Consider the following 24,575-nt stretch of genomic DNA (forward strand, 5'->3'; position numbering starts at 1 on the left):
GATGACGATTTTGGTGACAGGTGGAGCCGGGTATATTGGTTCTCATACCGTTGCGGCTCTGCTGGACAGAGACGAAAATGTTGTAGTTGTGGATAACCTGCAGACTGGTCATCGCGGTTCGCTGCTTGGCGGCAAGCTATATGAGGGGGATCTGCGCGACAAGGAACTGCTTGCCAAAGTGTTCAAGGAAAATGAGATTGATGCAGTCATTCACTTTGCGGCAAATTCACTCGTTGGGGAAAGCATGCAGAACCCGGGCAAGTACTATGACAACAACGTATTCGGGACGCTCTGCTTGCTTGAGGCGATGAAGGAGGCGGGTGTTTCCAAAATCGTATTCTCTTCCACAGCTGCGACTTATGGCGAGCCTGAAAAGGTGCCGATTGAAGAAGGAGACCGCACGGAGCCTACCAACGTCTATGGTGAAACCAAGCTCATGATGGAGCGCATGATGGCCTGGTTTGATAAAGTGCTGGGCATCAAGTACGTGTCCCTCCGTTACTTCAACGCGGCCGGGGCGCATGAGAGCGGTAAAATCGGGGAGGATCACCGTCCGGAGAGCCATCTGATTCCGCTTGTGCTGCAGGCGGCCCTGAAGCAGCGGCCACATATCTCAGTGTTCGGGGAAGACTATGATACCCCTGACGGCACCTGCATCCGTGACTATATTCATGTCAGCGATCTGGCTGACGCCCATCTGCGTGCTGTAGATTACCTGCGTAAAGGCAATAACAGCGATATTTTCAACCTGGGCAACGGTCAGGGCTTCTCGGTCAAACAGGTCATTGAAACGGCCAAACAGGTGACAGGATTGGATATACCAGTCGTTATGGAAGCGCGGCGTGCCGGTGATCCGGCGGTGCTGGTGGCTTCCTCGGATAAAGCCCGCAGCGTGCTGGGCTGGACACCAAGCCGTACGAAGCTTGATGACATCATCCAGGGCGCATGGAATTGGCACCAGTCCCGTCCCAACGGCTATGGTGACAACTAGGGAGGAGCAGTATCATGACTGACGGATTGAAGACATCCATATCTGAAGCGCATCCAGGCTTGCGCGAGGCGGCTCTCCAGGCCATTGAGCGTCTGACCGTCTTTGCGGCGGCCCGTGGATTAATTGAAGAGGCCGATATCGATTACAGCCGTAACCTGCTGCTCGAACGGTTCGGCTTTGATGAGCCCTTTGCAGGGGAGACGGATGCCGCCGTGCTTGATAGCCCGCAGCTGGCGCTGGATGTTTTGATTGATTACGGCTATGAGATCGGTCTGATTCCTGAAAATACCGATACGTACCGGGATCTGCTGGATGCCAAAATTATGGGCATGCTGATGGCCAGACCGTCGGAAGTGGTACGGTCATTTCGGGAGAAGACGGCAGAAGGGGGAGTTGAAGCGGCGACGGATTGGTTTTACCGCTTGTCGATTGACTCCAACTACATCCGGATGGATCGTGTGAACAAAAATGCATACTGGAAGCAGCCGACGCCATATGGGGATATGGAAATTACGATCAACCTGTCCAAGCCGGAGAAGAGCCCGGAGGAAATTGCCATGGCCAAGCTGCTGCCGCCGCCTGTATACCCAAAATGCCAGCTTTGCAGGGAAAATGTCGGTTATGCGGGACGGCTGAACCATCCAGCACGGCAAAATCTGCGCATTATTCCGCTGGATATGAACGGAGAGCCGTGGTTTTTCCAATACTCGCCGTATGTATACTACAACGAGCACTGTATCGTATTCCATCATGATCATGTGCCCATGAAATTGACACGTGATACGCTCAAGCGGCTGCTGTCGTTCACGGATTCATTTCCGCATTATTTTATCGGCTCGAATGCGGATCTGCCGATCGTGGGCGGGTCGATACTGACCCATGACCATTTTCAGGGAGGGCGGCATACGTTTGCGATTCAAAAGGCGGAAAAGGAGCAGGTATTCACGCATCCTTCCTATCCGTCCGTGCAGGCGGCTGTGGTGAAATGGCCGATGTCGGTGGTACGTTTCACCTCTTCCGATCCGGAGCAGTTGCTGGAAGCGGGTGATGCTTTATATGAAGCATGGAAGCAGTACAGCGATGCGTCGGTAGATGTGCTGGCTTTTTCTGAAGCCGATGGGGAAAAAGTGCCGCATAATACGGTAACCCCGATTGTGCGCAGAGGACTGGACGGCAGCTACGAGATGGATCTGGTGCTGCGCAATAACCGTACCAATGCGCAGCACCCGGAAGGCATTTTTCATCCGCACCGGGAGATGCACCATCTGAAGAAAGAAAATATCGGTTTGATTGAGGTTATGGGGCTTGCCATTCTGCCGGGCCGGTTGAAGGAAGAGTTAGACGCAATCGCGGATATTCTGTCCGGAGATGTGGCGCTTGTGGAGGCGGCAGCACAGGATGACCATCCACTGCACAAGCATGCTGGCTGGATTGACGAACTAATCGGCAAATTTGGACGGAGTATGGAGAAGGAAGAAGCCGTGCGTCTGCTGCAAAATGAGGTCGGATTGAAATTTAGCACGATTCTGGAGCATGCCGGTGTATTCAAAAGAAACGATGAAGGACAGGCTGCCTTCCACCGTTTTCTCACCAGCCTTGGTTATCTTCCGGTCTGACAATAAAAAGAAAAAAGAAAGCCGCAGTTGTACGGGGAAGTCCCATGTACAATGCGGCTTTCTTTTTTGGTAGAAACATTTGTAGATATTAAATTGTCGGCAATATAACGTTGTATTTTGTTTATTGTGCCTGAGAGGAATATAATAATAAAGTGGAGATAGAAACTATACCAAATATTGGAGGCGAATGTTTACGATGAAAGCATTTGAATTTCGTAATCCGACCCGCTTAATTTTCGGCAAGGGCCAGCTTGAACTCCTCAAACGCGAGGTTCCGAAATATGGTAAACGTGTGCTTCTTGTATATGGAGGCGGCAGCATTAAACGCAGTGGTCTGTACGATCAGGTGATTGCCCTGCTTCATGAAAGCGATGCGGAAGTATCGGAACTTGCAGGCGTTGAGCCGAATCCACGCCTCTCTACGGTACATAAGGGTGTGGAGCTGTGCAAGGCCAATCATATCGAACTGATTTTGGCGGTCGGCGGGGGCAGTGTGCTTGACTGTGCGAAGGCGATTGCCGTCGGTGCCAAATATGACGGGGATATGTGGGATTTTGTGGAGCGTAAAGCCGTTCCCCAGGACGCGCTTCCGCTCGGTACGGTGCTGACGATGGCGGCGACCGGCTCAGAGATGAACGGCGGTTCGGTAATTACGAATGAAGCTACACAGGAAAAAATGGGCTGGGGCAGTCCGCTTGCTTACCCGGCGTTTTCCATTCTTGATCCTGCGTTTACTTTCACGCTGCCTAAGGATCAAACGATATACGGTATGGTTGATATGATGACCCATGTGCTGGAGCATTATTTCCATCTGGAAACGAATACCCATGTGCAGTTGGGCTGGTGTGAAACTGTTTTGCGGACCGTCATTGAAACGGCACCAAAGCTTGTGGAGGATCTCGAAAACTACGAGCTGCGCGAGACGATTATGTACTGTGGCACCATGGCGCTGAACGGATTCCTGAACATGGGGCTCGCAGGGGATTGGGCAACCCATAATATTGAGCACGCCGTATCGGCTGTATACGATATTCCGCACGGAGGAGGACTCGCGATTATCTTCCCGAACTGGATGACATATAACCTGCATGTGAAGCCGGAGCGGTTCAAGCGGCTTGCGGTCAATGTGTTCAACGTGAATCCGGAGGGCAAGAGTGATGAGCAAGTTGGCGAAGAAGGCATTCAGGCGCTGCGTGACTTCTGGAGCTCCATTGGTGCCCCAAGCCGTCTGGCGGATTATGATATCGGAGATAAGGACATCGAGTTGATGGCGGATAAAGCTATGCGTTTCGGTCCTTTCGGCGGTTTCAACAAGCTACAGCGTGAGGATGTTATAGCTATTTATAAGGCATCTCTGTAGTTTTAAGGTGTGCAGTAAAGGCTGCTCTCAGTCATTTATTGGCTGGAAGCAGCCTTTTTTGTCTTTTAGTATTCCCAAAGCAAACACTTTACTGATTTGTTGATGGAATTAAAGGAAAATAATGAAACTTGCTTCTATTTTATACGTATATGTTGATATAGGCCTACACAAGCGGCAAGAGGGGGGGGGATCGGATGGAAACATTGTTCTGGTGTTTTTTGATCGGTGGGGCCTTGTTTACGATTGTGACCGTGTTTATTGGCGATGTTCTCGGAGACTGGTTTAAGCCGATCGTGGTTGCAGGAGCGGGTACAGCATTTGGAGGAGCCGGTATTCTGCTGTTAAAGTACACGGCTTTGGGAAATGGAGCTGTCTTTGCGATTTCACTGCTTATTGCTGTCGCGGCAGCGCTGCTGGTGCTGTTCGGTTTTGTCTTTCCTGCGGCTAACAGCGAGGTTTCTATGGGTTTTTCGATGCAGGAGCTGGAAGGGAAAATCGGGGAGGTAACCATCCCGGTGCCGGAAACAGGTTACGGCGAGGTCATGATCAAATTGGGTGCTGCCAACACGATCCATACGGCCTCCAGTTTTGACGGCATGCCACTTTCAGCGGGTACACGAATCGTGGTGGTTAAGGTAAGCGACGGAGTAGTCAGAGTATCGGATTTGGAGATGTAGTGTGTTGGGTTGTTGACCTACATAAACAAGAAAGGGTGGATTTGCATGGTTGAATGGGATATTTTTCTGATTCCGGGTATTGTAGTAGCGGTCATTTTGGTTCTGGGTATTGCCTTTTGGGCAAGGTACAAGACAGTTGGGCCAGATGAAGCCATGATTGTGACGGGTTCTTTTCTGGGCAATAAAAACATTTCAGAGGATGAGTCCGGTCGGAAAATTAAAATTGTACGGGGCGGGGGAGCTTTTATATGGCCGATTTTTCAGCAGTCCGAGTTTATATCGCTGCTGTCCCACAAGCTGGATGTTACTACACCTGAGGTGTACACCGAGCAAGGAGTTCCGGTTATCGCGGACGGAGTTGCCATTATCAAGGTCGGCAGTTCCATTGAAGATGTGGCGACGGCTGCGGAACAATTTATCGGCAAACCGCTTGAATCGCTGAAGGGCGAGGCTCAGGAGGTGCTGGAGGGCCACCTGCGGGCGATCCTTGGTTCGATGACAGTGGAAGAGGTTTACCGAAACCGTGACCGCTTCGCCCAGGAGGTGCAGGGTGTCGCGGCTCGTGATCTGAAGAAGATGGGACTGCAGATCGTCTCCTTTACTATCAAGGACGTCCGGGATAAGCACGGGTATCTGGATGCGCTCGGTAAGCCGCGGATTGCGGCGGTCAAGCGGGATGCCGAGATCGCGGAAGCCGAGGCGGTGCGGGATGCTAGAATCCAAAAGGCACAGGCGGAGCAGGAAGGGCAGAAGGCCGAGCTGCTGCGTGATACGAATATTGCTGAAGCGGAGAAAGAGAAAGAACTGAAGGTGGCTGCCTTCAAGAAGGAACAGGATACAGCCAGAGCGGAAGCGGATCAAGCGTATTACATTCAGGAAGCACGCGCGAAGCAAACTGCGGTGGAAGAGCAGATGAAGGTAGAGCTTGTGCGCAAGGAACGTGAAATTGACCTGCAGGAAAAAGAGATTCAGGTTCGTGAAAAGCAGTATGACGCCGAAGTGAAGAAAAAAGCGGAAGCGGACCGTTACGCGGTCGAACAGGCTGCCGAGGCGGAAAAGGCGCGTAAAATGCGTGAAGCCGATGCGATGCAATATTCCATTGAAAAACAGGCACAGGCAACGGCGGAACAGAAGCGTCTGGAAGGCCAGGCTATGGCAGAGGCGGAACTGGCCAAAGGCTCGGCTGACGCGGAGGTCATTCGTCTGCGTGGTCTTGCGGAAGCCGAGGCGAAGGAAAAGCTGGCGGAAGCGTTCCAGAAATTTGGCGAGGCAGCCGTTCTCGATATTATCGTCAAAATGTTGCCTGAACTGGCGGGGAAAATTGCTGCTCCGATTTCATCCATCGATAAACTGACGGTGGTTGATACCGGTAAGGGAGAAGGCGCGGCACGTGTAAGCAATTACGTGACCGAGCTGATGTCCACGGCTCCCGAAATGCTTAAAAGTGTATCCGGTCTTGATTTGGAAGCAATGATCCAGGGGCTGACCAGGCAGAAAGTGGAGCCGACGCACGCTGTGCCAGTTCCTGCGGCGGGCAGTGAAGCTGCCGCAACAGCTGCCGAATTAGCGCCGGCCAAAGAATAAAAGAATTGAAGCCGTCCTGCAATTCGCACTAATTTATTGCAGGGCGGTTTTATTGACTTTGTGTTCTCCTTCATCTCCCAGGGTAAAGCACTTCTATTTGACCTGCAGCGTATTATTTGTTACTTTTAGCTGACAGAAGTGGGTATAAAAATGAGGTGCGAATGTGAGCGGCCTACAAGTGTCCAAAGTACTCAATAATAACGTCATCATAGGCATACATCCGGATTACCAGGAAGTTGTCGTCATTGGAAAAGGAATCGGTTTCAACCGTAAATCCAAAGATCAGATTTCACTGGATGCTGTTGAGAAAATGTTTATCCTGACCAATCAGGATGAGCAGGAGCAGTACAAGCAGCTCCTTCCGCAGGTGGATGAGAAGCTGATCGAAATTATCGGCGAAGTCATACATGATATTGAAGGACAGGTCAACGCGCCCTTGAACGAGCATATCCATATTGCCTTAACGGATCATATTGCTTTTGCCATGAAGCGCAAAGAGCAGGGGATTACGATTCATAATCCGTTCTTGTATGAGACGAAGGAAATTTACCCGGAGGAGTATAAACTGGCTGAATCCGCGGTCCGAAAAATCCATGACAAGCTGAACATTGATTTGGGTAGTGACGAAATCGGTTTCATCGCGCTCCATATCTACAGCGCTTTGACCAACCAGCATATTTCCCAGGTCAAGGAGCATTCTCAGCTTATTTCAGATCTGGTACAGGTCGTGGAACAGACGCTTGATTATAAAATTCCTACGGATTCCCTGGACTATTCCCGGCTGTTGACCCATCTGAGATTTGCGCTGGAGCGAATCCGGCGTGGTGAGAAGGTTCAGGAAATGCATAAGCTCGACAAGCTTCTGAATGCAGAATACCCGGAAATGTATATGCTGGCATGGAAGCTGACGAAAATTATGGAAAACCGGCTACATCAGCCTGTCTATCCGGCGGAAGTCAGCTATTTGACGATGCACCTTCAGCGGCTGCAGCAGCGGAAGGAAGAAAGCTGATAAATTTGTGATGAAAAGGATTGCATATTTCGACAAGTGGTGCTACAATGACTTTCGTCAATAAGCAAAACAACAATTGAAGATGAAAACGTGTTACTGATTCGATCAGGCATGAGTTGATTAAAGTATGATTGGAGACAGCCTTTCAGGGGAAAGATACATCCCAAGGTTGTAAACTTTATGCTTTTGTTAGCTCATGCTTTTTTGCGTTCTTTTCTGTTGTTTTGAGATGAATACTCTCGAAGGATGTGGGTTTTATGTTTAAAAAGCTTTTCGGCGTTTTGCAGCGTGTCGGTAAAGCTTTGATGCTTCCCGTAGCCATCCTGCCTGCAGCGGGTTTGCTGCTGGGGATCGGCAACGCGCTGGTTAACCCGGATTTGGTTCAGTACATGCCGTTCCTTGGCGCCGGCTGGGTTGAATCCGTTGCGACGATCATGATGAATGCCGGCCAAATTGTCTTTGACAACCTGGCGCTGCTGTTCGCGGTCGGTGTTGCCGTCGGTCTGGCCAACGGCGAAGGCGTTGCGGGTCTTGCGGCCATCATTGGTTACCTGATCATGAACGTGACGCTGGGTACTGCGGTGGGTGTAACGCCAGGGCTTGTCGCACAGCAAATTCCCGGATATGCAACAGTGCTCGGGATTCCGACACTATCAACGGGTGTTTTCGGGGGTATCATTATCGGTATCCTGGCGGCAGCGATGTACAACCGTTTTTTCAAAATCGAGCTTCCGTCTTATCTCGGCTTTTTTGCCGGCAAACGGTTTGTTCCGATTGCAACATCGCTTGGCGCACTGATCATCGGCCTGCTGCTGGTTGTCATCTGGCCGCCGGTTCAAGGTTTTCTGAACGCGGTGTCCCACTTTATGGTGGATACGAATCCTGTATTGGCAACCTTTATTTTCGGTGTGATCGAACGTGCTCTGATTCCTTTCGGGCTGCACCACATTTTCTATTCTCCGTTCTGGTTTGAGTTCGGTGAATATGTCAACAAAGCAGGTCAGGTCATTCGTGGTGACCAGCACATTTTCATGGCTCAGCTGAGAGATGGCGTGCCATTCACCGCAGGCGCATTCCAGGTAGGTAAGTTCCCGTTTATGATGTTCGGGCTTCCTGCCGCAGCTTTGGCCATGTATCACGAAGCAAGACCAGAGCACAAAAAATATGTGGCAGGCATCATGGGCTCCGCCGCATTGACTTCGTTCCTGACAGGTATTACGGAGCCGCTGGAGTTTTCCTTCCTGTTCGTAGCTCCGCTGCTGTTCGCAGTGCATACGATCTTTGCAGGCTTGTCCTTCATGACGATGTATCTGCTGAACGTGAAAATCGGGATGACGTTCTCCGGCGGATTTATCGACTTCCTGATCTTCGGGGTTCTGCCGAACCGGACCCCTTGGTGGTATGTCATTATCGTTGGTCTTGTGCTGGCGGTGATCTACTACTTCGGCTTCCGCTTCATTATCCGCAAGTTTAATCTCAAGACGCCGGGACGCGAAGAGCAGACCGAAGAAAATGAGAGTAATAGCGGCGGAGGCAATGACGATCTTCCGCACAATATTTTGGCGGCATTTGGCGGTCCGTCCAATATCAAGCATCTGGATGCATGTATTACACGTTTGCGGATTGAAGTCAATGAGAAAGCCAATGTTGACAAAAACCGTCTGAAACAGCTTGGCGCCTCCGGCGTGCTGGAAGTCGGCAATAACGTGCAGGCGATTTTCGGTACACGTTCCGATACGATCAAATCGCAAATGCAGGATATTATGGCAGGGCGCACACCTGCACCCGCTGCCATTCCTGAGCCTGCAGCTGAAAAAGCGGCTGGTGAAGCAGGGCAAGCGATTATCACCGAGGATATCGTCATGCCGGTAAACGGTGAACTGCTGCCGATTACCGAAGTGCCGGATCCGGTATTCTCCGAGCGAATGACCGGTGACGGATTTGCGGTGCTGCCGCATGACGGCAACATTGTTTCTCCGGTGTATGGTAAAGTGTTCAACGTGTTCCCGAGCAAGCATGCGGTGGGCATTATGTCCGATGGTGGCAAGGAAGTTCTCGTGCATATCGGTGTCAATACCGTGAAGCTGAAAGGACAGGGCTTTGAGGTGCTCGTTAACGAGGGAGACCTTGTATCTGCAGGCCAGCCGATCATGAAAGTCAATCTGGAGTACGTGAAGGAGAATGCCAAATCGATCATCTCTGCGATCATTTTCTCCAACCTGCCACAGGGTGCCGGAGTCACGCTGGACAAGAGCGGAACACTCAAAGCTGGCGAAGATAAAATTATTACGATAAAATAGTAACGATCTGCTTCTATAGTGAACGTTCCGTAGCGGTCCCAGGACCGCAGGAGCGTTCTATGGGCATAAGCGGTTGATGGTATATCAGCAAGCGGCAGATTTACAATAATATATTCAGAAAGTGGGAGAATCATCATGCAAAAAACATTTACAATCACTGACGAAGACGGTATCCATGCACGTCCGGCAACAGCTCTGGTGAACACGGCGACAAAATTCAGCGGTGTAGAATCCTTTGCTGAAGCTAACGGCAAAAAAGTTACCTTGAAATCCATCCTGGGCGTACTGTCCCTGGGTCTGGAAAAAGGCGATACGATCAACATCATCTGTGAAGGCGGAAACGAAGCAGAAGCTCTGCAAGCGCTGGAAGATGTTATGGTTAAAGAAGGGCTGGGCGAAGTAAATGCTTAAAATCTCCGGGATCGCTGCCTCGGCAGGCATCGCTATCGCCAAGGCGTTTATCTTGGAGCACCCTGACTACTCTGTAGAAAAACGCACGGTAACGGATGTCGAAGCGGAAATTGCGAAGCTGGACGCAGCACTGGCACAGTCGCAATCCGAGCTGGAGAAAATCAAGGAACGGACTCTTCAGGAATTGGGGGAGAAGAAGGCGGAAATTTTCGCTTCCCACCTCCTCATTCTGAACGATCCGGAGCTGATTGATCCGGTTAAGGATAAAATCAAAAACGAACAAGTGAATGCGGAATTTGCACTGAATGAAACGGCGTCGCAGTTCATTACCATGTTCGAAAACATGAAGAGCGAATATCTGCAGGAACGGGCAGCTGATATGCGTGACGTTACCAAACGTGTGCTGAATCACCTGCTTGGACTGAAGTTTATGAGCCCTGCTGAAATCAGCGAAGAAACGATTGTGCTTGCAGAAGATTTGACACCTTCCGACACAGCGCAATTGAACCGTAAATATGTCAAAGGTTTTGCTACGAATATCGGCGGCCGTACTTCCCACTCCGCTATTATGGCGCGTTCGCTCGAAATTCCGGCTGTCGTCGGTACGAAGGACGTTCTTTCCCAAGCGAAAAGCGGTGACCTGATCATCGTGGATGGTTTGGATGGAGAGGTGTTTGTGAATCCGAGCGACGAAGTGGTCGCCGAATATCGTCAGAAGCAGCAGGCTTACGACAAGCAGCGCGAAGAATGGCGCAAGCTGCGCGACGAAGCGACCGTTTCGACAGACGGCGTTCACGTTGAGCTGGCTGCCAATATCGGTACTCCCAACGACGTTGCAGGTGTGCTTGAGAACGGTGGGGAAGGCGTAGGTCTGTACCGTACGGAGTTCCTTTACATGGGACGCGACAAGCTTCCTTCGGAAGACGTACAGTACAATGCTTACAAAACGGTTCTGGAGAAAATGGAAGGCAAACCTGTCGTAGTCCGTACACTTGATATCGGCGGCGACAAGGAGCTTCCTTATCTGGATCTGCCAAAGGAAATGAACCCGTTCCTGGGCTTCCGGGCGATTCGTCTTTGCCTGGACCGCCAGGATATTTTCCGGACACAACTGCGTGCTCTGCTGAGAGCCAGTGTGCACGGCAATCTGCGCATCATGTTCCCTATGATCGCTACACTGGGTGAATTCCGTGAAGCTAAAGCAGTTCTGCTGGAAGAGAAAGCGAAGCTTGCTTCCGAAGGCGTTCAGGTGTCTGAGGAAATTCAGTTGGGCATCATGGTGGAAATTCCATCAACGGCGGTGCTGGCAGACCAATTCGCGAAGGAAGTCGATTTCTTCAGCATTGGCACCAACGACCTGATTCAATATACGATGGCGGCAGACCGCATGAATGAGCGGGTGTCCTACCTGTATCAACCGTACAACCCGGCGATTCTACGTCTAGTCAAAATGGTTATTGACGCAGCTCATGCGAATGGCCGTTGGGCTGGCATGTGCGGTGAGATGGCAGGGGACGCCACAGCTATTCCTCTGCTGCTCGGACTTGGACTGGATGAATTCAGTATGAGTGCGACCTCTATCCTGCCTGCCCGCAGCCAGATTTCCAAGCTGTCCCGCACGGACATGGAGAAGCTGGCCGCTCAGGCATTGAACATGCAGACAGCCGAAGAGGTTGTTGCATTGGTTCAAAGCATTGAAGGGTAAAATTTTATCCGTTTTTTTCAAGGTTTATCTTTTTCCAAAACATACTCATGCTGAGTCCTTCAGCGGCCGGTACCTTAAGGGGTACCGGTTTTTTTCGTTGGACGTGCCTGGATTCTTCTTCCGATCGCTGGGGCGTACCCGGATTCTTCTTCCGATCGCTGTTATCCCCGGATTTCCTGATTAGATTGGACAGTTGAAGAAATCCGGGGATAAAGGCGAACGCTTCGCTTCTCCAGAAGAATTCCGAGCACTTGGCAGGGTAGTACCCCTTGAACGCTTCACCCGTTCAAGGTATTTCTTGTGGGCTAATTCACAGAGGAAAAAATAAAACATGAAGAACGAAAAATACAGAACGTAAAACACAGACCGAAAAACCGAAGACTGAGAACTTAAAAGACCGAAAAAGAAAAAGGCCCCCTTTGCGGACCGTAGAGCCACTATTTCTTGAGTTTAGATGATTTTGTCTATGTTTTCGGACACCACAGATCTTATCCGGCAAGATTTAAGGGGAATGGACTGGAAAATGTGCGAATAAGTGCATCTCTGTCCGTTGGAAGGTGAAATCAGCGGGATTTAGCAGAAATAAGGGCTTTCCGGTCCGAGTTCGTACAACGCCGAGTGGGGATAAGAACAATATGTTGGACTTAAAAGTAAGTTTTTAAATGGAGGACTCATAACCTATTTTTTTACATATACAAGGGCGCAAATGGAAGATTTTTTTCAAATACAAGTCTGTAGAGGTTAACTCCCTATATTTTTCTTGCCAGACGTGATTGATATTCGTTATATTTTCTGGGAGTCTGCTGGTATCGTGTTCCTGACCTTACTTACAACCAAGCATGCTCGAAAAATACCGATCCCTGATTCATCTCACTTGTCGGCCTAGTTTAAGTGTATAGAAACTACAAAGTTTAAGGGGATGATAATATGCCCATTGATTTTCATTCTGAAAGGAACCGTTTCACTTATGCTAGTCGAGAAGTGGATGCCAGTTGGCTTAAGAAAATTAAAGATCTTGTGGAAGTTAGCGGTAAGAGAGCCTTGGATCTAGCCTGTGGGGGTGGTATTTATAGTAAAGGCTTGGTGCAATTAGGTGCTAGTCATGTTACCGGTCTAGACTTCTCGAAAGAGGTTATCGCAGGTGCTCGAGTCAATTGCCAGGGCATTGAAAATGTCGAGTTTGTTGAAGGCAACGTGTTTGATACCGGCTTACCGGATGAAGAATATGATTTGATTCTGCAAAGAGCTTTGATTCATCATCTGGATGAAGCGGGTGTGAAGCAGTGCTTATTAGAATGCAAGCGTTTACTGCGCAAAGGTGGAGTGTTGATCATCCAGAACCGCACACCAGAAGACTGTTTGCTGCCGGGGAGCAATACCCACATCCGCGGTTACTTTTTTGAGCGTTATCCGAAGTTATCATTTAAGGAGGTTAAACGCCGTTATCCAAGTGATGTGGTGATGAATAATTTGCGGGATGCGGGCTTTACAAAAGTGGAAGAACATATGCTTTGGGAGACTCGGAAAATTTACTATGAACCTGAACAACTGTCAAACGACTTGCTTCAACGAACGGGTCGCTCTTTGCTGCATGAGCTGACCGACGAGGAGCTTGCTAATCTCGTAAGCTATATTGAACTACATTTGCTGTGGCAGGTTAACTCGCCGATTATTGAAAAGGACAGATGGACTATTTGGAGAGCGGTAAAGTAGAGAAAAAAGAGAAAGACGGCTATACGCAATTCATGTCCGAAATCCGAAAGGAAAGTATCCATCCAGTGCGCATGTCTAATAGAGGAAAGTAAGAAAGGGTTGCCATTCCCTCAAAAGATCATCGTTTGCAGATATAACGAAAAATGTACTTCGTTTATCAGGAATTTAGAAAATGCTTAGTTCGCGGAACGTTCCAGAATGCTCAGAATGGCTTTAAACGTCTCAGATCATGAAAAAAGTGGGGGTCCAAGTCCGCAGACCTTGGGACCCCCACTTAATGAAGCTATAGCATTAACTGCAGGCGCAGTTCAAAACAGGCTTGCGTGCGGCGGTGGTTTCATCGAGACGTGTGACCGTTGTGGTGTATGGGGCGTTCAGCACCAGCTCGGGATTTTCCTCTGCCTCCTTGGCAATGCGGATCATCGTATCAATAAAGCCGTCCAGCGTTTCTTTGCTTTCCGTTTCGGTCGGCTCAATCATAATGCATTCTTCCACATTCAGCGGGAAGTATATAGTCGGCGGATGATAACCGAAATCGAGCAGTCGTTTGGCGACATCGAGGGTGCGGACGCCAAATTTTTTCAGGCCACGGCCGGACATGACAAATTCATGCTTGCAGACACCCGGATACGGAATCTCGTAGTAAGGCGCCAGCCGGTGCATCATATAATTGGCATTCAGTACAGCGTTTTCCGATACGGCACGCAGGCCCTCCGGTCCGTAGGTGCGGATATACGCATAGGCACGGACGAGAATGCCAAAGTTGCCGTAGTATGCTTTGACACGGCCGATGGAATCGGCCTGCTCTGTATCCCAGCTGTACGTCTCATCCTCGTTTTTGACGACAAGCGGTTTTGGCAGAAACGGAATGAGCAGCTTTTTGACACCGACCGGACCGGCTCCCGGGCCGCCACCGCCGTGTGGGGTGCTCATCGTTTTGTGCAGATTCAAATGCACGACATCAAAGCCCATGTCCCCCGGACGGGTAATGCCCATAATGGCGTTGGAGTTGGCCCCATCGTAATAGAGCAGTCCACCAGCTTCATGCACAATCTCCGCAATCTCCGTGATTTGCTCTTCGAACAGTCCAAGGGTATTCGGATTCGTCAGCATAAGAGCAGCGGTGTCGCTGCCAACGGCGGCGCGCAGAGCGTCCAGGTCAACAAGTCCCCTGGCGGTTGATGGAATCGTGACCGTCTCAAATCCGGCAACTGTAGCGCTCGCCGGATTCGTTCCGTGCGAGGAATCAGGCACAATCACTTTGCTGCGGCGCTCGCCGCGGCTTTCATGATAAGCGCGGATCATCATCAGGCCGGTCCACTCTCCGTGGGCTCCGGCAGCAGGCTGCAGCGTGACGGCATCCATGCCAGTAAGTCCGGCCAAATCGTTTTGCAGTGTGTGCAACAGCTCAAGTGCACCCTGAATGCTTTCTTCCGGCTGATAAGGATGGATTTTCGCCAGTCCGGAATAACGCGCAACGTCTTCGTTGACTTTCGGATTGTATTTCATCGTACAGGAGCCAAGCGGATAAAAACCGTTATCCACCCCGAAGTTGCGGCGGGACAACTCGGTATAATGACGGATGACGTCCACCTCATAGACTTCCGGCAGCGCCGCAGGTTCGCTGCGCAGCAGCCCGGAAGGAATGAGCTCGTCAGTGGGACGGCGGGGCACATCACATGCGGGCAGCGAATATGCGATACGGCCCGGATGGCTCAATTCAAAAATCAGCGGCATATCATGTTCGGATTGAGTCATAGTAGTTCCTCCAGCACCGATGCGAATTGGTCAATCTCTTCTTTGGTTCTTTGTTCCGTTACGGCGATCAGCATGTGGTTCTTGTATTCTTCGTAGTCTCTGCCCAGATCATAACCGCCGATAAAACCGGCATCCAGCAAACGGGATTGCAAGGTCTGCATATCTGTATCCCCCGGCAGGACGAGCACGAACTCATTAAAAGTTGGGGAAGTAAACGCCGTCTTTACTCCAGGCAGGGATGTGAGACGTTCAAGAGCGTACCGGCTCTTATGCAGATTCAGCTCAGCCACCTCAATCATTCCGTTTCTGCCCATGACGGACATATAGACGGACGCGGAGAGTGCAAGCAGCGCCTGGTTGGAGCAAATATTTGACGTCGCTTTTTCGCGGCGGATATGCTGCTCACGGGCCTGAAGGGTAAGGACAAAGCCGCGTTTGCCGTTGTGGTCCTTCGTTTGGCCGACGATTCTTCCCGGAATGCGGCGCATATGCTCCTGGGATACGGCGAAATAACCGCAGGTTGGTCCGCCGAGCGAAGAGGAGATGCCAAGCGGCTGCGCATCGCCTACTACAATATCGGCTCCCAGCTTACCCGGCGCTTCAAGCAGCCCGAGCGAGAGCGGATTGGAACTGACCACCAGCAGACCCTTCTGCGCATGAATTAAATCGGCCATTGGCCGGATATTTTCAATAGAGCCGAAGAAATTGGGGTTCTGCACGAGCACGGCGGCGGTATCCTCAGTTACTGCTGCTGCGAGCGCTTCGGGATCGGTCACGCCGTTTTTGCAGCCCACTTCCACAATTTCCAGATTGAGGCCGTGTGCGTAAGTGTTCAGCACTTGACGCGCCTCCGGATGAACGGAGCGGGATACGACGATTCGTTTGCGGCGTGTGGCGGCTGCCGCCAGATTGCCTGCTTCGGCCAGCGCGGTTGCGCCGTCATACATACTGGCATTGGCTACCGCCATGCCGGTAAGCTCACATATATAGGATTGAAATTCAAAAATGGCCTGCAGCTCGCCCTGGCTAACTTCCGGCTGATAAGGGGTATATGCGGTGTAAAATTCCGAGCGGGAAATGACATGATTGATCACGGACGGAATATGGTGATCATAGATGCCTGCGCCCAGAAAGCTGGCATGGGTTTCGCTGCTGGCATTTCTGCCGGCCAGTGCCGACATATGACGGGTCAGAGCCCGCTCATCCAGCCTCGAAGAAACGGGAAGCTCATCCCGGAAACGAATTTTTTCGGGAATATCCTTGAACAGGTCCTCAATGCTGTCTGCGCCGACTGTGCGAAGCATCTCGGCGCGATCCTGCTCGGTCATCGGTAAGTATCTGTGCTGATTCATGACTGCGCTCCTCTCAATATCCGGTCTGTTCCAATTATCTCTATTTTGTGCGTTTGTAGAACGGTGCCTTGACTACCTCGGCTTTGAGGCGTTTGCCCCGGATTTCCACCTCAACCTGTGTGCCAAGCTGGGCAAAGCGGCTGTCAATCAGCGCAAGCCCTAGATTCCGCTTCAGAGTAGGGGACTGTGTGCCTGTCGTCACTTCGCCAATCTGCTCCGATTCTAAGAATACCGGGTAATGTGAACGTGGAATGCCGCGGTCCAGCATTTCCAGACCGACGAGCTTGCGGGGAGTCCCTTGCTCCTTCTGCGCAAGCAGCGCTTCCTGTCCGATAAACGACCCTTTGTCTAGCTTCACGAAAAAGCCCAGTCCCGCCTCCAGCGGGGAAATCGTCGCAGACAGCTCCTGGCCGTACAGCGGCAGCTTTGCTTCAAATCGAAGCGTATCCCGCGCTCCCAGCCCGGCGGGCACCAGCCCGTGGGATTCACCAGCCTGCATCAACCCCTGCCAGATCAACGGGGCATCCTCGGCACGGCAGTAGATCTCGAAGCCGTCTTCTCCCGTATATCCCGTGCGGGATACAAGCGCGGAAGCGCCGAATAAGCCGGCGTGTTCAATAAAGCGGAAGGAGCCGAGCGAAACGACGTTGCTATCTACGGCTACGGTAAGGATAGTGGCGGCTGCAGGACCCTGAAGGGCGAGCAGCGCAGTTTGATCCGATACATTCTCCATTTGCGCATCATCCGGTTTATGCTGCTGCAGCCATTCCCAATCCTTTGCGATATTAGAGGCATTTACGACGAGCATATAGGAATCAACGCCGCGTTTGTAAACAAGCAGGTCGTCTACGACTCCTCCATCCGGATAACACATCAGCGTATACTGGGCCTGCCCGTCTTCAAGTTTGGAAACATCGTTGGTAGTTACGCTCTGCAGGAAGCTTTCGGCTCCTGTACCTGTAACGTTGAATTCTCCCATATGGGAGACATCGAACAGTCCGGCACGTTCCCGTACGGCCTCGTGCTCCTTTTGGATGCCGCTGAACTGGACAGGCAGCTCCCAGCCGCCAAAATCAATACAGCGCACGCCGGAATATCCGGCATACAGCGGGTACAGCGGTGTTCTTTTCAATGCAGTCAACACAATTCACCTCGCACAAGAGTTGGCAGAGCTTATGAAAAAGCAAAAAAGGACAGGCCAAAGAACGGTGCATGGCTGCTCAGCCATGCTATTCTTCAGCTCTGTCCTTGATACCTGAGAGTTGCCCTGCGTGATTACAGGTTTCCCCTTGGGTGACCCGCTGCCGCGGATTCTCTCCAGAGTCGCGTCCGGTAAAGGTCCTTTTGCCTGAGAGATTCACCGTTTGTCGGCTTACTCCTTCGGCGTTACCTGCTGATTCCGCGGGTGCAAGGCAAACACGGGTCTGGTTCACCCTTCATGCTGCAGCCCGCTCGGGCCTGTTCAGATGCCGCCTTGGCGCATCATTTTCCCGGAATGTCGGTAATCTCTCCCTATACGTTCATCCGCTATTTAATCTATAACCATTAATACGCGATCACCGGAAATATGTCAATAAATTTGTCATATTTTCAGGCCTGATTACAAAATGTAAGCAGTTTCTCTTCCTAAAGTGCTTCTATCCGGAAAAAAATACGAGGTTTTCTGTAAGCTATATTGACATTTAAATCTTGCTTGGCTTAATCTTACGTTGAAAACGAGAAGTTGCAAAGAACAGTTTAAGGGAACAATGAAGTGTTTTATGGCGTGAAATTCCAGTGGAAATGGAGCGGTATACATGAGCGAAGTTAAAGAAAACTATTTGTACAGCGAAGAGCATGAGTGGGTAAAAATTACAGATGAAGGAACCTTGCTTGTTGGCATATCCGATTTCGCGCAGCATCAGCTTGGCGACATTGTGTTTGTCGAGCTGCCGGGGGAAGGAGCATCTCTGGAAGCCGGTGCAAGCGTAGGCACGATCGAGTCGGTAAAAACCGTATCTGACCTGTATGCACCGTTAAGCGGCACGGTGATTAAAGTGAACGAGTCGCTGCAGGACTCGCCGGAACTGGTCAACAGCTCGCCATACGAGGATGGCTGGATGCTTGAAATCCGGGTGGATGGCGACGTTAATGACGCGGTGAGCAAGCTGCTGAGTGCAGAGGGGTACAGTCGTCTTGTGGAAGAAGCTTAATGAAACATCCACTCTAAAATAGGATATTTGTCCTATTTACGACTTTTTTCGAGAAAATCGCATAAAGTGTATACAAGCGTATATTTGTTTTTGCAAGTATGTTCTATAAGCATGGCAGCCTGATACCTACATGAGGGATACAGCAGTCATGCTTTTTTGCCGTTTGTCCGAAAAAAATTGGAGCAAAGACATCATGTTCAGGGGAATTACGGTTAATACCGGGGAAATCAGTTTATATTAAGGTTAGGCCATATTCATAACCACGCATGGATACATGAGACTTTAGTCGTGTGAGAAATTGAGCTTGGCATAAGGTCCCAAACCCCTCTGAAAATCTTAAATTTAAATTTTGTCATCAACGTTGATGACGAAACTGCATTTTCATTTTATTGATGAAGATACCGTTTTCAATTAGGATGAAGTAAGCAAAAGGATATGAGGCCTTTTACCTAAGGGTTTGACAAAATCACAAAAAGCGACAAATCACTTCGTTTTAGTAGCGAATTTTGACGAATCCTTGTTGAGGTTTCAATACATTGAGGAGGTTTTTTACATGAGTTCAGTGGACGCTAAGTCCGGAAGCGGCGGAGGCTTGCGCGTTGGAGTGCAAAAATTCGGACGCTTCCTGAGCGGCATGGTTATGCCAAACATGGGCGCATTTATCGCCTGGGGCTTGATTACGGCCCTCTTTATTCCAACAGGCTGGTTCCCGAATGAAACGTTCGGAGCATTGGTTGGCCCAATGATCACGTACCTGCTGCCGCTGTTAATCGGTTACACGGGCGGTACAATGGTACACGGGCAGCGCGGCGGCGTGGTCGGCGCGATCATGACCATCGGTGTCATTGTCGGCGCGGACATTCCGATGTTCCTTGGCGCGATGGCAGCAGGCCCGTTCGGTGCCTGGGTGATCAAACAATTTGACAAAGCTGTTGAAGGCAAAATTAAATCCGGTTTCGAGATGCTGGTTAACAACTTCTCTGCCGGTATTATCGGCGGGGCGCTTGCACTGCTTGCGCATACCATTATTGGTCCGGTTATTGAAGCGATCAGCAGCGTGTTATCTGCTGGCGTTCAGTTCTTGATGGATGCAGGACTGCTGCCACTCGTCAACTTGCTCATTGAGCCGGGTAAAGTATTGTTCCTGAACAACGCTATTAACCATGGGATTTTGACACCACTTGCAACCGAGCAGGCTTCACAGATGGGCAAATCCATTTTGTTCATGCTGGAGTCCAACCCTGGACCGGGTATTGGTATTCTGCTTGCATACTGCTTCCTGGGCCGCGGGACGGCTAGAGCTTCTGCTCCAGGCGCAGCGATCATTCATTTCTTTGGCGGTATTCATGAGATCTACTTCCCGTACATTCTGATGAGACCGATTCTGATCCTGGCTGCAATGGCCGGCGGTGTTGCGGGTACGTTTACGTTCATGATTACAGGCGCAGGTCTGGTAGCAGCTCCTTCGCCAGGCAGTATCTTTGCTTACTTCCTTATGACGCCAAAAGGCGGTTATCTGCCGATGCTGGCAGGTGTTGTTGTAGCAGCGGTTGTCTCCTTTGTCATTGCTGCGATTTTGCTGAAGACAGGCAAACAGACAGATGAGAGCCTGGAAGATGCAGCAGATCGCATGAAAGAAATGAAGAACCAAGGAAAAACGGGTAATGCAGCCGTGGCAGCCGATAACCGTGAAGCGGATCGTGCGGCAGCAGTAGCTTCCAGCAATGTGAAAACAGATGTCAATAAAATCGTATTCTCCTGTGATGCGGGTATGGGATCAAGCGCAATGGGTGCATCCATCCTCCGCAAGAAAATGAAGGAGGCCGGCGTGGATGTGGTTGTAACGAACACGGCAATCAGCGAAATTCCGCAGGACGCAGACATCGTTATTACACAGAAGACGCTGACTGACCGTGCCAAAACGGTTGCGCCGAAGGCGGAGCATATTTCCATCGACAACTTCCTGAAGAGTCCTGAATATGAGGAATTGGTTGAACGTCTGAAAAAATAAATCTTAATTGCCTTTCGGCAAAGCTTTTTCAGGTCAATGGCACAGGCAGTTCAAGGGCGAATCGGGAGGGACGGGTATCATGAATATTACCAAACGACAAAGCGAAATTCTTGAATTCCTGCTGCAGCAGACGAAAGAGGTGACTGCGGGCGACATTGCCGCCCGCATCAATGTCAGCACGAGAACCGTTCTGCGCGAGCTGAGCGCGGTGGAGAAATGGCTGGAGCCCAACGGGGTCAGGCTGGAGAAAAAATCCGGGATCGGAATCCATTTGGATGCCGATCCCTCTCGGCTTTTCCAGCTTCGTCAGCAGCTTTTCCGTTCGGAATCGGTAGAGTATTCAGCAGAAGAAAGAAAAATTTACAGCTTATGTATACTGCTGGATGACAGAGAGCCGATCAAGCTGCTGTCGCTGGCGGCTGATTTAAAGGTAACGGTCGCGACTGTCAGCCATGATCTTGACGAGCTGCAGTCCTGGATCGAGAAGCATGGGCTTACCCTTGTGCGCAGGCGCGGTTACGGTGTGCGGATCACAGGCAGGGAATCCGACATCAGGCGGGCTATTTCCGAGCTGGGGCTGGAGCATCTGGATGAATCCGATTTGTTCGGAAGGGATTTGTCCAGACATTCATCCCATGCCATGGATAAACTGATGGAACTGATCGGCAGAGATGTGATGCTGACGGTGGAGAACGCCTTGTGGCAGCCGAATGAAAAATGGCTGGAAAACATGGTAGAGAGCAAATACATGGAGCTGCTGATTCAGCTTTCCGTAGCCATCGCCCGCATCCGGCGAGGATTTGCGGCCAAGCAGCCGGAATCGGAGCTGATCCTGGGGACTCATGAAGAAGAGGATAAGGTCCGCGCGGCGATGGTGGAGCGCATTTGCGCCGAACTGTCGGTTGCGCTGTCCCTTCACTTTACGGAGCAGGAGAAAAAATATTTCAGACATCTGTTCCGCTCCGCCGAGGACCGCTCGACAAGGCTGCTGCCGCTGGATGATCTGGTGCTGCTGGAAATAGTGAATGAGCTGATCCGCCGGGTGGAGGAAAACGCAGGTGTGCATTTTGGAGAGGATCGCCTCCTGCGTGAAGGTCTGATTGCCCATGTCGAGCCGGTCATTAAACGGCTGAAAGAAGGGAATGACATCCGTAATCCGCTGCTGCAGCAGATCCGCAAGGATTATGCCGAACTGTTCGAAGCGGTCAAGGAGGCCGTATCGGGCATGATCGAGCTGAATGTGCCTGATGAAGAAGTGGGATTTCTGGTCATGCACTTCGGCGCTTCCATTGAGCGGCTGCGCCAGCTGCAGCGGGAGGTGCGTGCCATTGTGGTATGCACCAGCGGAATCGGATCTTCCAGACTACTGGCCACCCGGCTGGCGAAGGAGCTTCCGCAAATCAGGATTGTGGACCGGGCCTCGTGGTTCGAGGCGGCCCGTATTCCCAAGGAGGATTACGATCTGGTCATTTCGACCGTCGATCTGCCGCTTGAGAGGGACCGTTATCTGAAAATCAGTCCACTGCTGACGCAGGAGGAGAGTGACCGCCTGCGTCATTTTATCCAGAACATAACACTCAAGAAAGTCAGCGGCAGGCAAAGGCAGACCGTGGAACCGAACCAGGGATTGGGGTGGCTGGTCGGGTTGAAGGACAGTCTGCAGGAGATTGTGCGGATCGTGCAGAATTTTCATGTCTATCCACTGGATAACCATGGAATGGATATGAATGAAGTTTTGTATGCCATGTGCATTTCCGAGGTCGGACGGGGAACCGTGAATGATCCGGAAGCCGTGGCTGAGCTTCTGGCCGAACGAGAGCAGCAAGGCAGCCAGGTGATTCCAGATACACCGCTGGCCTTGTTCCATACACGCAGCAGACACATCCGCACGCCTTCGCTATCGCTCTACAGGCTGAACGAGCCGCTGCAGTTGGAAGGAGCACAAGAAGCAGTAAAGCAGGTGCTGTTAATGCTGGGTCCACGCGAGCTGTCCAAGGAAAGCCTGGAGGTACTCAGTGAAATCAGCGCGCTGCTGCTTCAGGGAGAGATGATTACACTGCTGGAGAACGGAAGCCGGGATGAGATCACCAGCTATATGGCGGATGAACTGGCCGATTTTTTCCGCAGTAAACTAGAGACAGGGAGGACCATACAATGAGCATCATGTCCACAGACAAAGTAAAATTGAACGCAACAGCGAATGACAAATACGAGGCGATCCGCATGGCGGGCCAAATCCTGCTGGATGCCGGTCACATTACGGAAGCATACATCGACAAAATGATCGAGCGTGAAGAAATCGTGTCCACCTATGTAGGTAACGGACTGGCGATTCCGCACGGAACGAAAGAATCCAAGGAATTCATCAACTCTACAGGCATCTCCATTATCCAGTTCCCGCAGGGTGTGGATTTTAATGGGGAGAATGCATATATGGTGATCGGCATCGCGGCACAGGGAGGAGAACACATGGAGATTCTGACCGGAATCGCTGTGGTATGCTCCGAGGAAGAGAATATGGACAAACTGCGCAATGCCACAAGTGCACAGGAAATTATCGACCTGTTTGAAAGCGAGATGGAACTATGAGAGCGGTCCACTTCGGAGCAGGCAACATCGGACGCGGATTTATCGGATTGCTGCTGTCGCGCGCCGGATATGAAGTGATTTTCTCTGATGTCAACGATACACTCGTGTCCGAGCTGTGCAGCCGCAAGCAGTATACCGTGGAATTGGCCAATGATGCCAAGGACACGGAAACCGTAACTAATGTAACCGCCATTGACGGAAAAAATGTGGATGAGGTAGCCAGCGCTGTAGCCTCTGCGGATTTGGTGACGACAGCGGTGGGCGTTAATATTCTGAAGCATATCGCGCCGGGAATTGCCAAAGGCATCACACAGCGGATTGCAGACGGGGCATCCCCGCTGCATGTGATCGCATGTGAAAATGCCATCGGTGGCAGCGCGCAGCTGAAAGAGCATGTATTTGCCCTGCTGGAAGGGGATGTGCGTGCGAAAGCGGAGGCTTCCGTATATTTCCCGAACGCGGCGGTAGACCGGATCGTACCGATCCAGCACCACGAGGATCCGCTGCATGTGCAGGTGGAACCTTTTTACGAATGGGTGGTTGACCGTTCCCAAATGGCTCCGGACCATGCAGAAATTGAAGGTGTGCTGTATGTGGATAATCTGGAGCCGTACATTGAGCGCAAACTGTTTACCGTAAACACAGGGCACTGTGTTGCGGCTTATCTCGGTTATGTGGCAGGCTTCGAAACGATCCAGGCGGCCATTGCCGATGAGAACGTGGTCGCTTCTGTGCGCGGAGCGCTGGAAGAGACCGGAGCCGTGCTGGTCAAACGCTTCGGATTTGATCAGGCGGAGCATGATCAATATATCAGCAAAATTTTGGACCGTTTCCGCAACCCGAACCTGACCGATGAAGTCACCCGTGTAGGCCGCTCGCCGCTGCGGAAGCTGTCGCCGAACGACCGTCTCGTTCGTCCGGCCCTGCAAGCCCATGAATACGGCATTAACCCGGATCATCTGGCCCTTGGCATGGCGGCTGCCTGCAAATTCAACGTTAGCGAGGACCCTGAAGCCGTAGAACTGCAGGAAGCGATCCGTACTGAAGGATTGGCTGCCGCAATCACCCGTTATACGTCGATTCCGCAGGATCATCCTGTACATCACCAAATTTTGCAGCAGTATGAGAAATTAAACGCTTAATCTTATATTAACTGAGCAGAAAAGCATTCAGGCCCTTCATACGCCTGGGTGCTTTTTGTTTTTATACACATATGTGACTGTAAGCTTGGCGCCGGTACTCCAAGCCGGACTATAGCAGCAATGCCTGCTGTGGCATAGAATATAAGGAAGAGTATAATCCCC

Annotated in this window: 18 protein-coding genes and 2 riboswitches; of the genes, 15 read left to right on the plus strand and 3 right to left on the minus strand. The window is 51.0% G+C overall.

Annotated elements, in window-relative coordinates:
- Position 1: 1 nt before the first annotated feature.
- The 10 genes from galE (at position 2) to ACE5LO_RS17615 (ending at position 13,369) form a co-directional block, all read left to right on the plus strand.
- Positions 2-991 carry a UDP-glucose 4-epimerase GalE gene (gene galE, locus ACE5LO_RS17570; protein ID WP_375521310.1) on the plus strand — a complete coding sequence of 330 codons (990 nt, stop codon included), beginning with the start codon at positions 2-4 and terminating at the stop codon, positions 989-991.
- 14 nt (positions 992-1,005) lie between these two features.
- Positions 1,006-2,607, plus strand: coding sequence for a UDP-glucose--hexose-1-phosphate uridylyltransferase (locus ACE5LO_RS17575; protein WP_375521311.1), 1,602 nt, complete (start codon positions 1,006-1,008; stop codon positions 2,605-2,607).
- Positions 2,608-2,803: 196 nt separating this feature from the next.
- Positions 2,804-3,967 (plus strand): iron-containing alcohol dehydrogenase, encoded by a 1,164-nt coding sequence (locus tag ACE5LO_RS17580; protein WP_375521312.1) that lies wholly within the window; start codon positions 2,804-2,806, stop codon positions 3,965-3,967.
- Positions 3,968-4,161: 194 nt separating this feature from the next.
- Positions 4,162-4,644, plus strand: coding sequence for an NfeD family membrane protein (locus tag ACE5LO_RS17585; protein ID WP_375521313.1), 483 nt, complete (start codon positions 4,162-4,164; stop codon positions 4,642-4,644).
- A gap of 45 nt (positions 4,645-4,689) precedes the next feature.
- Entirely contained in the window at positions 4,690-6,228 is a 1,539-nt protein-coding gene (floT, locus tag ACE5LO_RS17590; RefSeq protein ID WP_375521314.1) for a flotillin lipid rafts scaffold protein FloT, read from the plus strand.
- 163 nt (positions 6,229-6,391) lie between these two features.
- Positions 6,392-7,240 (plus strand): glucose PTS transporter transcription antiterminator GlcT, encoded by an 849-nt coding sequence (gene glcT, locus ACE5LO_RS17595; protein WP_375521315.1) that lies wholly within the window; start codon positions 6,392-6,394, stop codon positions 7,238-7,240.
- A 257-nt stretch (positions 7,241-7,497) separates the two neighbouring features.
- Positions 7,498-9,540: a glucose-specific PTS transporter subunit IIBC gene (ptsG, locus tag ACE5LO_RS17600; protein WP_375521316.1), complete on the plus strand. Its 2,043-nt coding sequence runs from the start codon at positions 7,498-7,500 to the stop codon at positions 9,538-9,540.
- 135 nt (positions 9,541-9,675) lie between these two features.
- Complete coding sequence (locus tag ACE5LO_RS17605; protein WP_355320510.1) at positions 9,676-9,951, plus strand: HPr family phosphocarrier protein; 276 nt, start codon at positions 9,676-9,678, stop codon at positions 9,949-9,951.
- Positions 9,944-11,656, plus strand: coding sequence for a phosphoenolpyruvate--protein phosphotransferase (gene ptsP / locus ACE5LO_RS17610; RefSeq protein WP_375521317.1), 1,713 nt, complete (start codon positions 9,944-9,946; stop codon positions 11,654-11,656). The genes ACE5LO_RS17605 and ptsP overlap by 8 nt, the downstream gene beginning before the upstream one ends.
- A gap of 927 nt (positions 11,657-12,583) precedes the next feature.
- Positions 12,584-13,369, plus strand: a complete 786-nt coding sequence (locus tag ACE5LO_RS17615) for a class I SAM-dependent methyltransferase (RefSeq protein ID WP_375521318.1) — start codon at positions 12,584-12,586, stop codon at positions 13,367-13,369.
- A 291-nt stretch (positions 13,370-13,660) separates the two neighbouring features.
- Here ACE5LO_RS17615 and gcvPB read toward each other — a convergent pair whose 3' ends face one another.
- The 3 genes from gcvPB to gcvT are packed head-to-tail and all read right to left on the minus strand — an operon-like array spanning position 13,661 to position 17,620.
- A complete protein-coding gene (gcvPB, locus tag ACE5LO_RS17620) occupies positions 13,661-15,127 on the minus strand; it encodes an aminomethyl-transferring glycine dehydrogenase subunit GcvPB (RefSeq protein ID WP_375521319.1) in 1,467 nt (488 codons plus the stop codon).
- A complete protein-coding gene (gene gcvPA, locus ACE5LO_RS17625) occupies positions 15,124-16,479 on the minus strand; it encodes an aminomethyl-transferring glycine dehydrogenase subunit GcvPA (protein ID WP_375521320.1) in 1,356 nt (451 codons plus the stop codon). Before gcvPA ends, gcvPB begins: the two co-directional genes overlap by 4 nt.
- A 40-nt stretch (positions 16,480-16,519) precedes the next feature.
- On the minus strand, positions 16,520-17,620 hold the full coding sequence (gene gcvT / locus ACE5LO_RS17630; RefSeq protein WP_375521321.1) for a glycine cleavage system aminomethyltransferase GcvT: 1,101 nt from the start codon (positions 17,618-17,620) through the stop codon (positions 16,520-16,522).
- Positions 17,621-17,711: 91 nt separating this feature from the next.
- Positions 17,712-17,805, minus strand: a riboswitch (glycine riboswitch).
- A riboswitch (glycine riboswitch) is annotated at positions 17,806-17,925 on the minus strand. It lies immediately after the preceding riboswitch.
- A gap of 350 nt (positions 17,926-18,275) precedes the next feature.
- Between gcvT and gcvH the strand changes: the two genes are divergently transcribed.
- The 5 genes from gcvH to ACE5LO_RS17655 all read left to right on the plus strand — a co-directional run bounded on the left by gcvH (position 18,276) and on the right by ACE5LO_RS17655 (position 24,413).
- Positions 18,276-18,671 carry a glycine cleavage system protein GcvH gene (gene gcvH, locus ACE5LO_RS17635; protein ID WP_375521322.1) on the plus strand — a complete coding sequence of 132 codons (396 nt, stop codon included), beginning with the start codon at positions 18,276-18,278 and terminating at the stop codon, positions 18,669-18,671.
- A gap of 553 nt (positions 18,672-19,224) precedes the next feature.
- Positions 19,225-20,682: a PTS mannitol transporter subunit IIBC gene (locus ACE5LO_RS17640; RefSeq protein ID WP_375521323.1), complete on the plus strand. Its 1,458-nt coding sequence runs from the start codon at positions 19,225-19,227 to the stop codon at positions 20,680-20,682.
- A 79-nt stretch (positions 20,683-20,761) separates the two neighbouring features.
- Positions 20,762-22,840 carry a BglG family transcription antiterminator gene (locus tag ACE5LO_RS17645; protein ID WP_375521324.1) on the plus strand — a complete coding sequence of 693 codons (2,079 nt, stop codon included), beginning with the start codon at positions 20,762-20,764 and terminating at the stop codon, positions 22,838-22,840.
- Positions 22,837-23,271 (plus strand): PTS mannitol transporter subunit IIA, encoded by a 435-nt coding sequence (locus tag ACE5LO_RS17650; RefSeq protein WP_375521325.1) that lies wholly within the window; start codon positions 22,837-22,839, stop codon positions 23,269-23,271. Before ACE5LO_RS17645 ends, ACE5LO_RS17650 begins: the two co-directional genes overlap by 4 nt.
- Complete coding sequence (locus ACE5LO_RS17655; protein WP_375521326.1) at positions 23,268-24,413, plus strand: mannitol-1-phosphate 5-dehydrogenase; 1,146 nt, start codon at positions 23,268-23,270, stop codon at positions 24,411-24,413. The genes ACE5LO_RS17650 and ACE5LO_RS17655 overlap by 4 nt, the downstream gene beginning before the upstream one ends.
- The last annotated feature ends 162 nt before the right edge of the window (positions 24,414-24,575 follow it).

Origin of the sequence: Paenibacillus medicaginis (assembly GCF_042138635.1) — a bacterium.
In the GTDB taxonomy this organism is placed as follows: domain Bacteria; phylum Bacillota; class Bacilli; order Paenibacillales; family Paenibacillaceae; genus Paenibacillus; species Paenibacillus medicaginis.

What these genes read in the sequence shown, in the direction of transcription:
- ACE5LO_RS17650 (WP_375521325.1), top strand. Translation starts at nt 22,837, where the DNA reads ATGAGCATCATGTCCACAGACAAAGTAAAATTGAACGCAACAGCGAAT.
- ACE5LO_RS17580 (WP_375521312.1), top strand. Translation starts at nt 2,804, where the DNA reads ATGAAAGCATTTGAATTTCGTAATCCGACCCGCTTAATTTTCGGCAAG.
- ACE5LO_RS17605 (WP_355320510.1), top strand. Translation starts at nt 9,676, where the DNA reads ATGCAAAAAACATTTACAATCACTGACGAAGACGGTATCCATGCACGT.
- ACE5LO_RS17640 (WP_375521323.1), top strand. Translation starts at nt 19,225, where the DNA reads ATGAGTTCAGTGGACGCTAAGTCCGGAAGCGGCGGAGGCTTGCGCGTT.
- ACE5LO_RS17655 (WP_375521326.1), top strand. Translation starts at nt 23,268, where the DNA reads ATGAGAGCGGTCCACTTCGGAGCAGGCAACATCGGACGCGGATTTATC.
- ACE5LO_RS17575 (WP_375521311.1), top strand. Translation starts at nt 1,006, where the DNA reads ATGACTGACGGATTGAAGACATCCATATCTGAAGCGCATCCAGGCTTG.
- gcvPA (WP_375521320.1), bottom strand. Translation starts at nt 16,479, where the DNA reads ATGAATCAGCACAGATACTTACCGATGACCGAGCAGGATCGCGCCGAG.
- ptsG (WP_375521316.1), top strand. Translation starts at nt 7,498, where the DNA reads ATGTTTAAAAAGCTTTTCGGCGTTTTGCAGCGTGTCGGTAAAGCTTTG.
- ptsP (WP_375521317.1), top strand. Translation starts at nt 9,944, where the DNA reads ATGCTTAAAATCTCCGGGATCGCTGCCTCGGCAGGCATCGCTATCGCC.
- ACE5LO_RS17615 (WP_375521318.1), top strand. Translation starts at nt 12,584, where the DNA reads ATGCCCATTGATTTTCATTCTGAAAGGAACCGTTTCACTTATGCTAGT.
- floT (WP_375521314.1), top strand. Translation starts at nt 4,690, where the DNA reads ATGGTTGAATGGGATATTTTTCTGATTCCGGGTATTGTAGTAGCGGTC.
- gcvH (WP_375521322.1), top strand. Translation starts at nt 18,276, where the DNA reads ATGAGCGAAGTTAAAGAAAACTATTTGTACAGCGAAGAGCATGAGTGG.
- ACE5LO_RS17585 (WP_375521313.1), top strand. Translation starts at nt 4,162, where the DNA reads ATGGAAACATTGTTCTGGTGTTTTTTGATCGGTGGGGCCTTGTTTACG.
- gcvPB (WP_375521319.1), bottom strand. Translation starts at nt 15,127, where the DNA reads ATGACTCAATCCGAACATGATATGCCGCTGATTTTTGAATTGAGCCAT.
- ACE5LO_RS17645 (WP_375521324.1), top strand. Translation starts at nt 20,762, where the DNA reads ATGAATATTACCAAACGACAAAGCGAAATTCTTGAATTCCTGCTGCAG.
- galE (WP_375521310.1), top strand. Translation starts at nt 2, where the DNA reads ATGACGATTTTGGTGACAGGTGGAGCCGGGTATATTGGTTCTCATACC.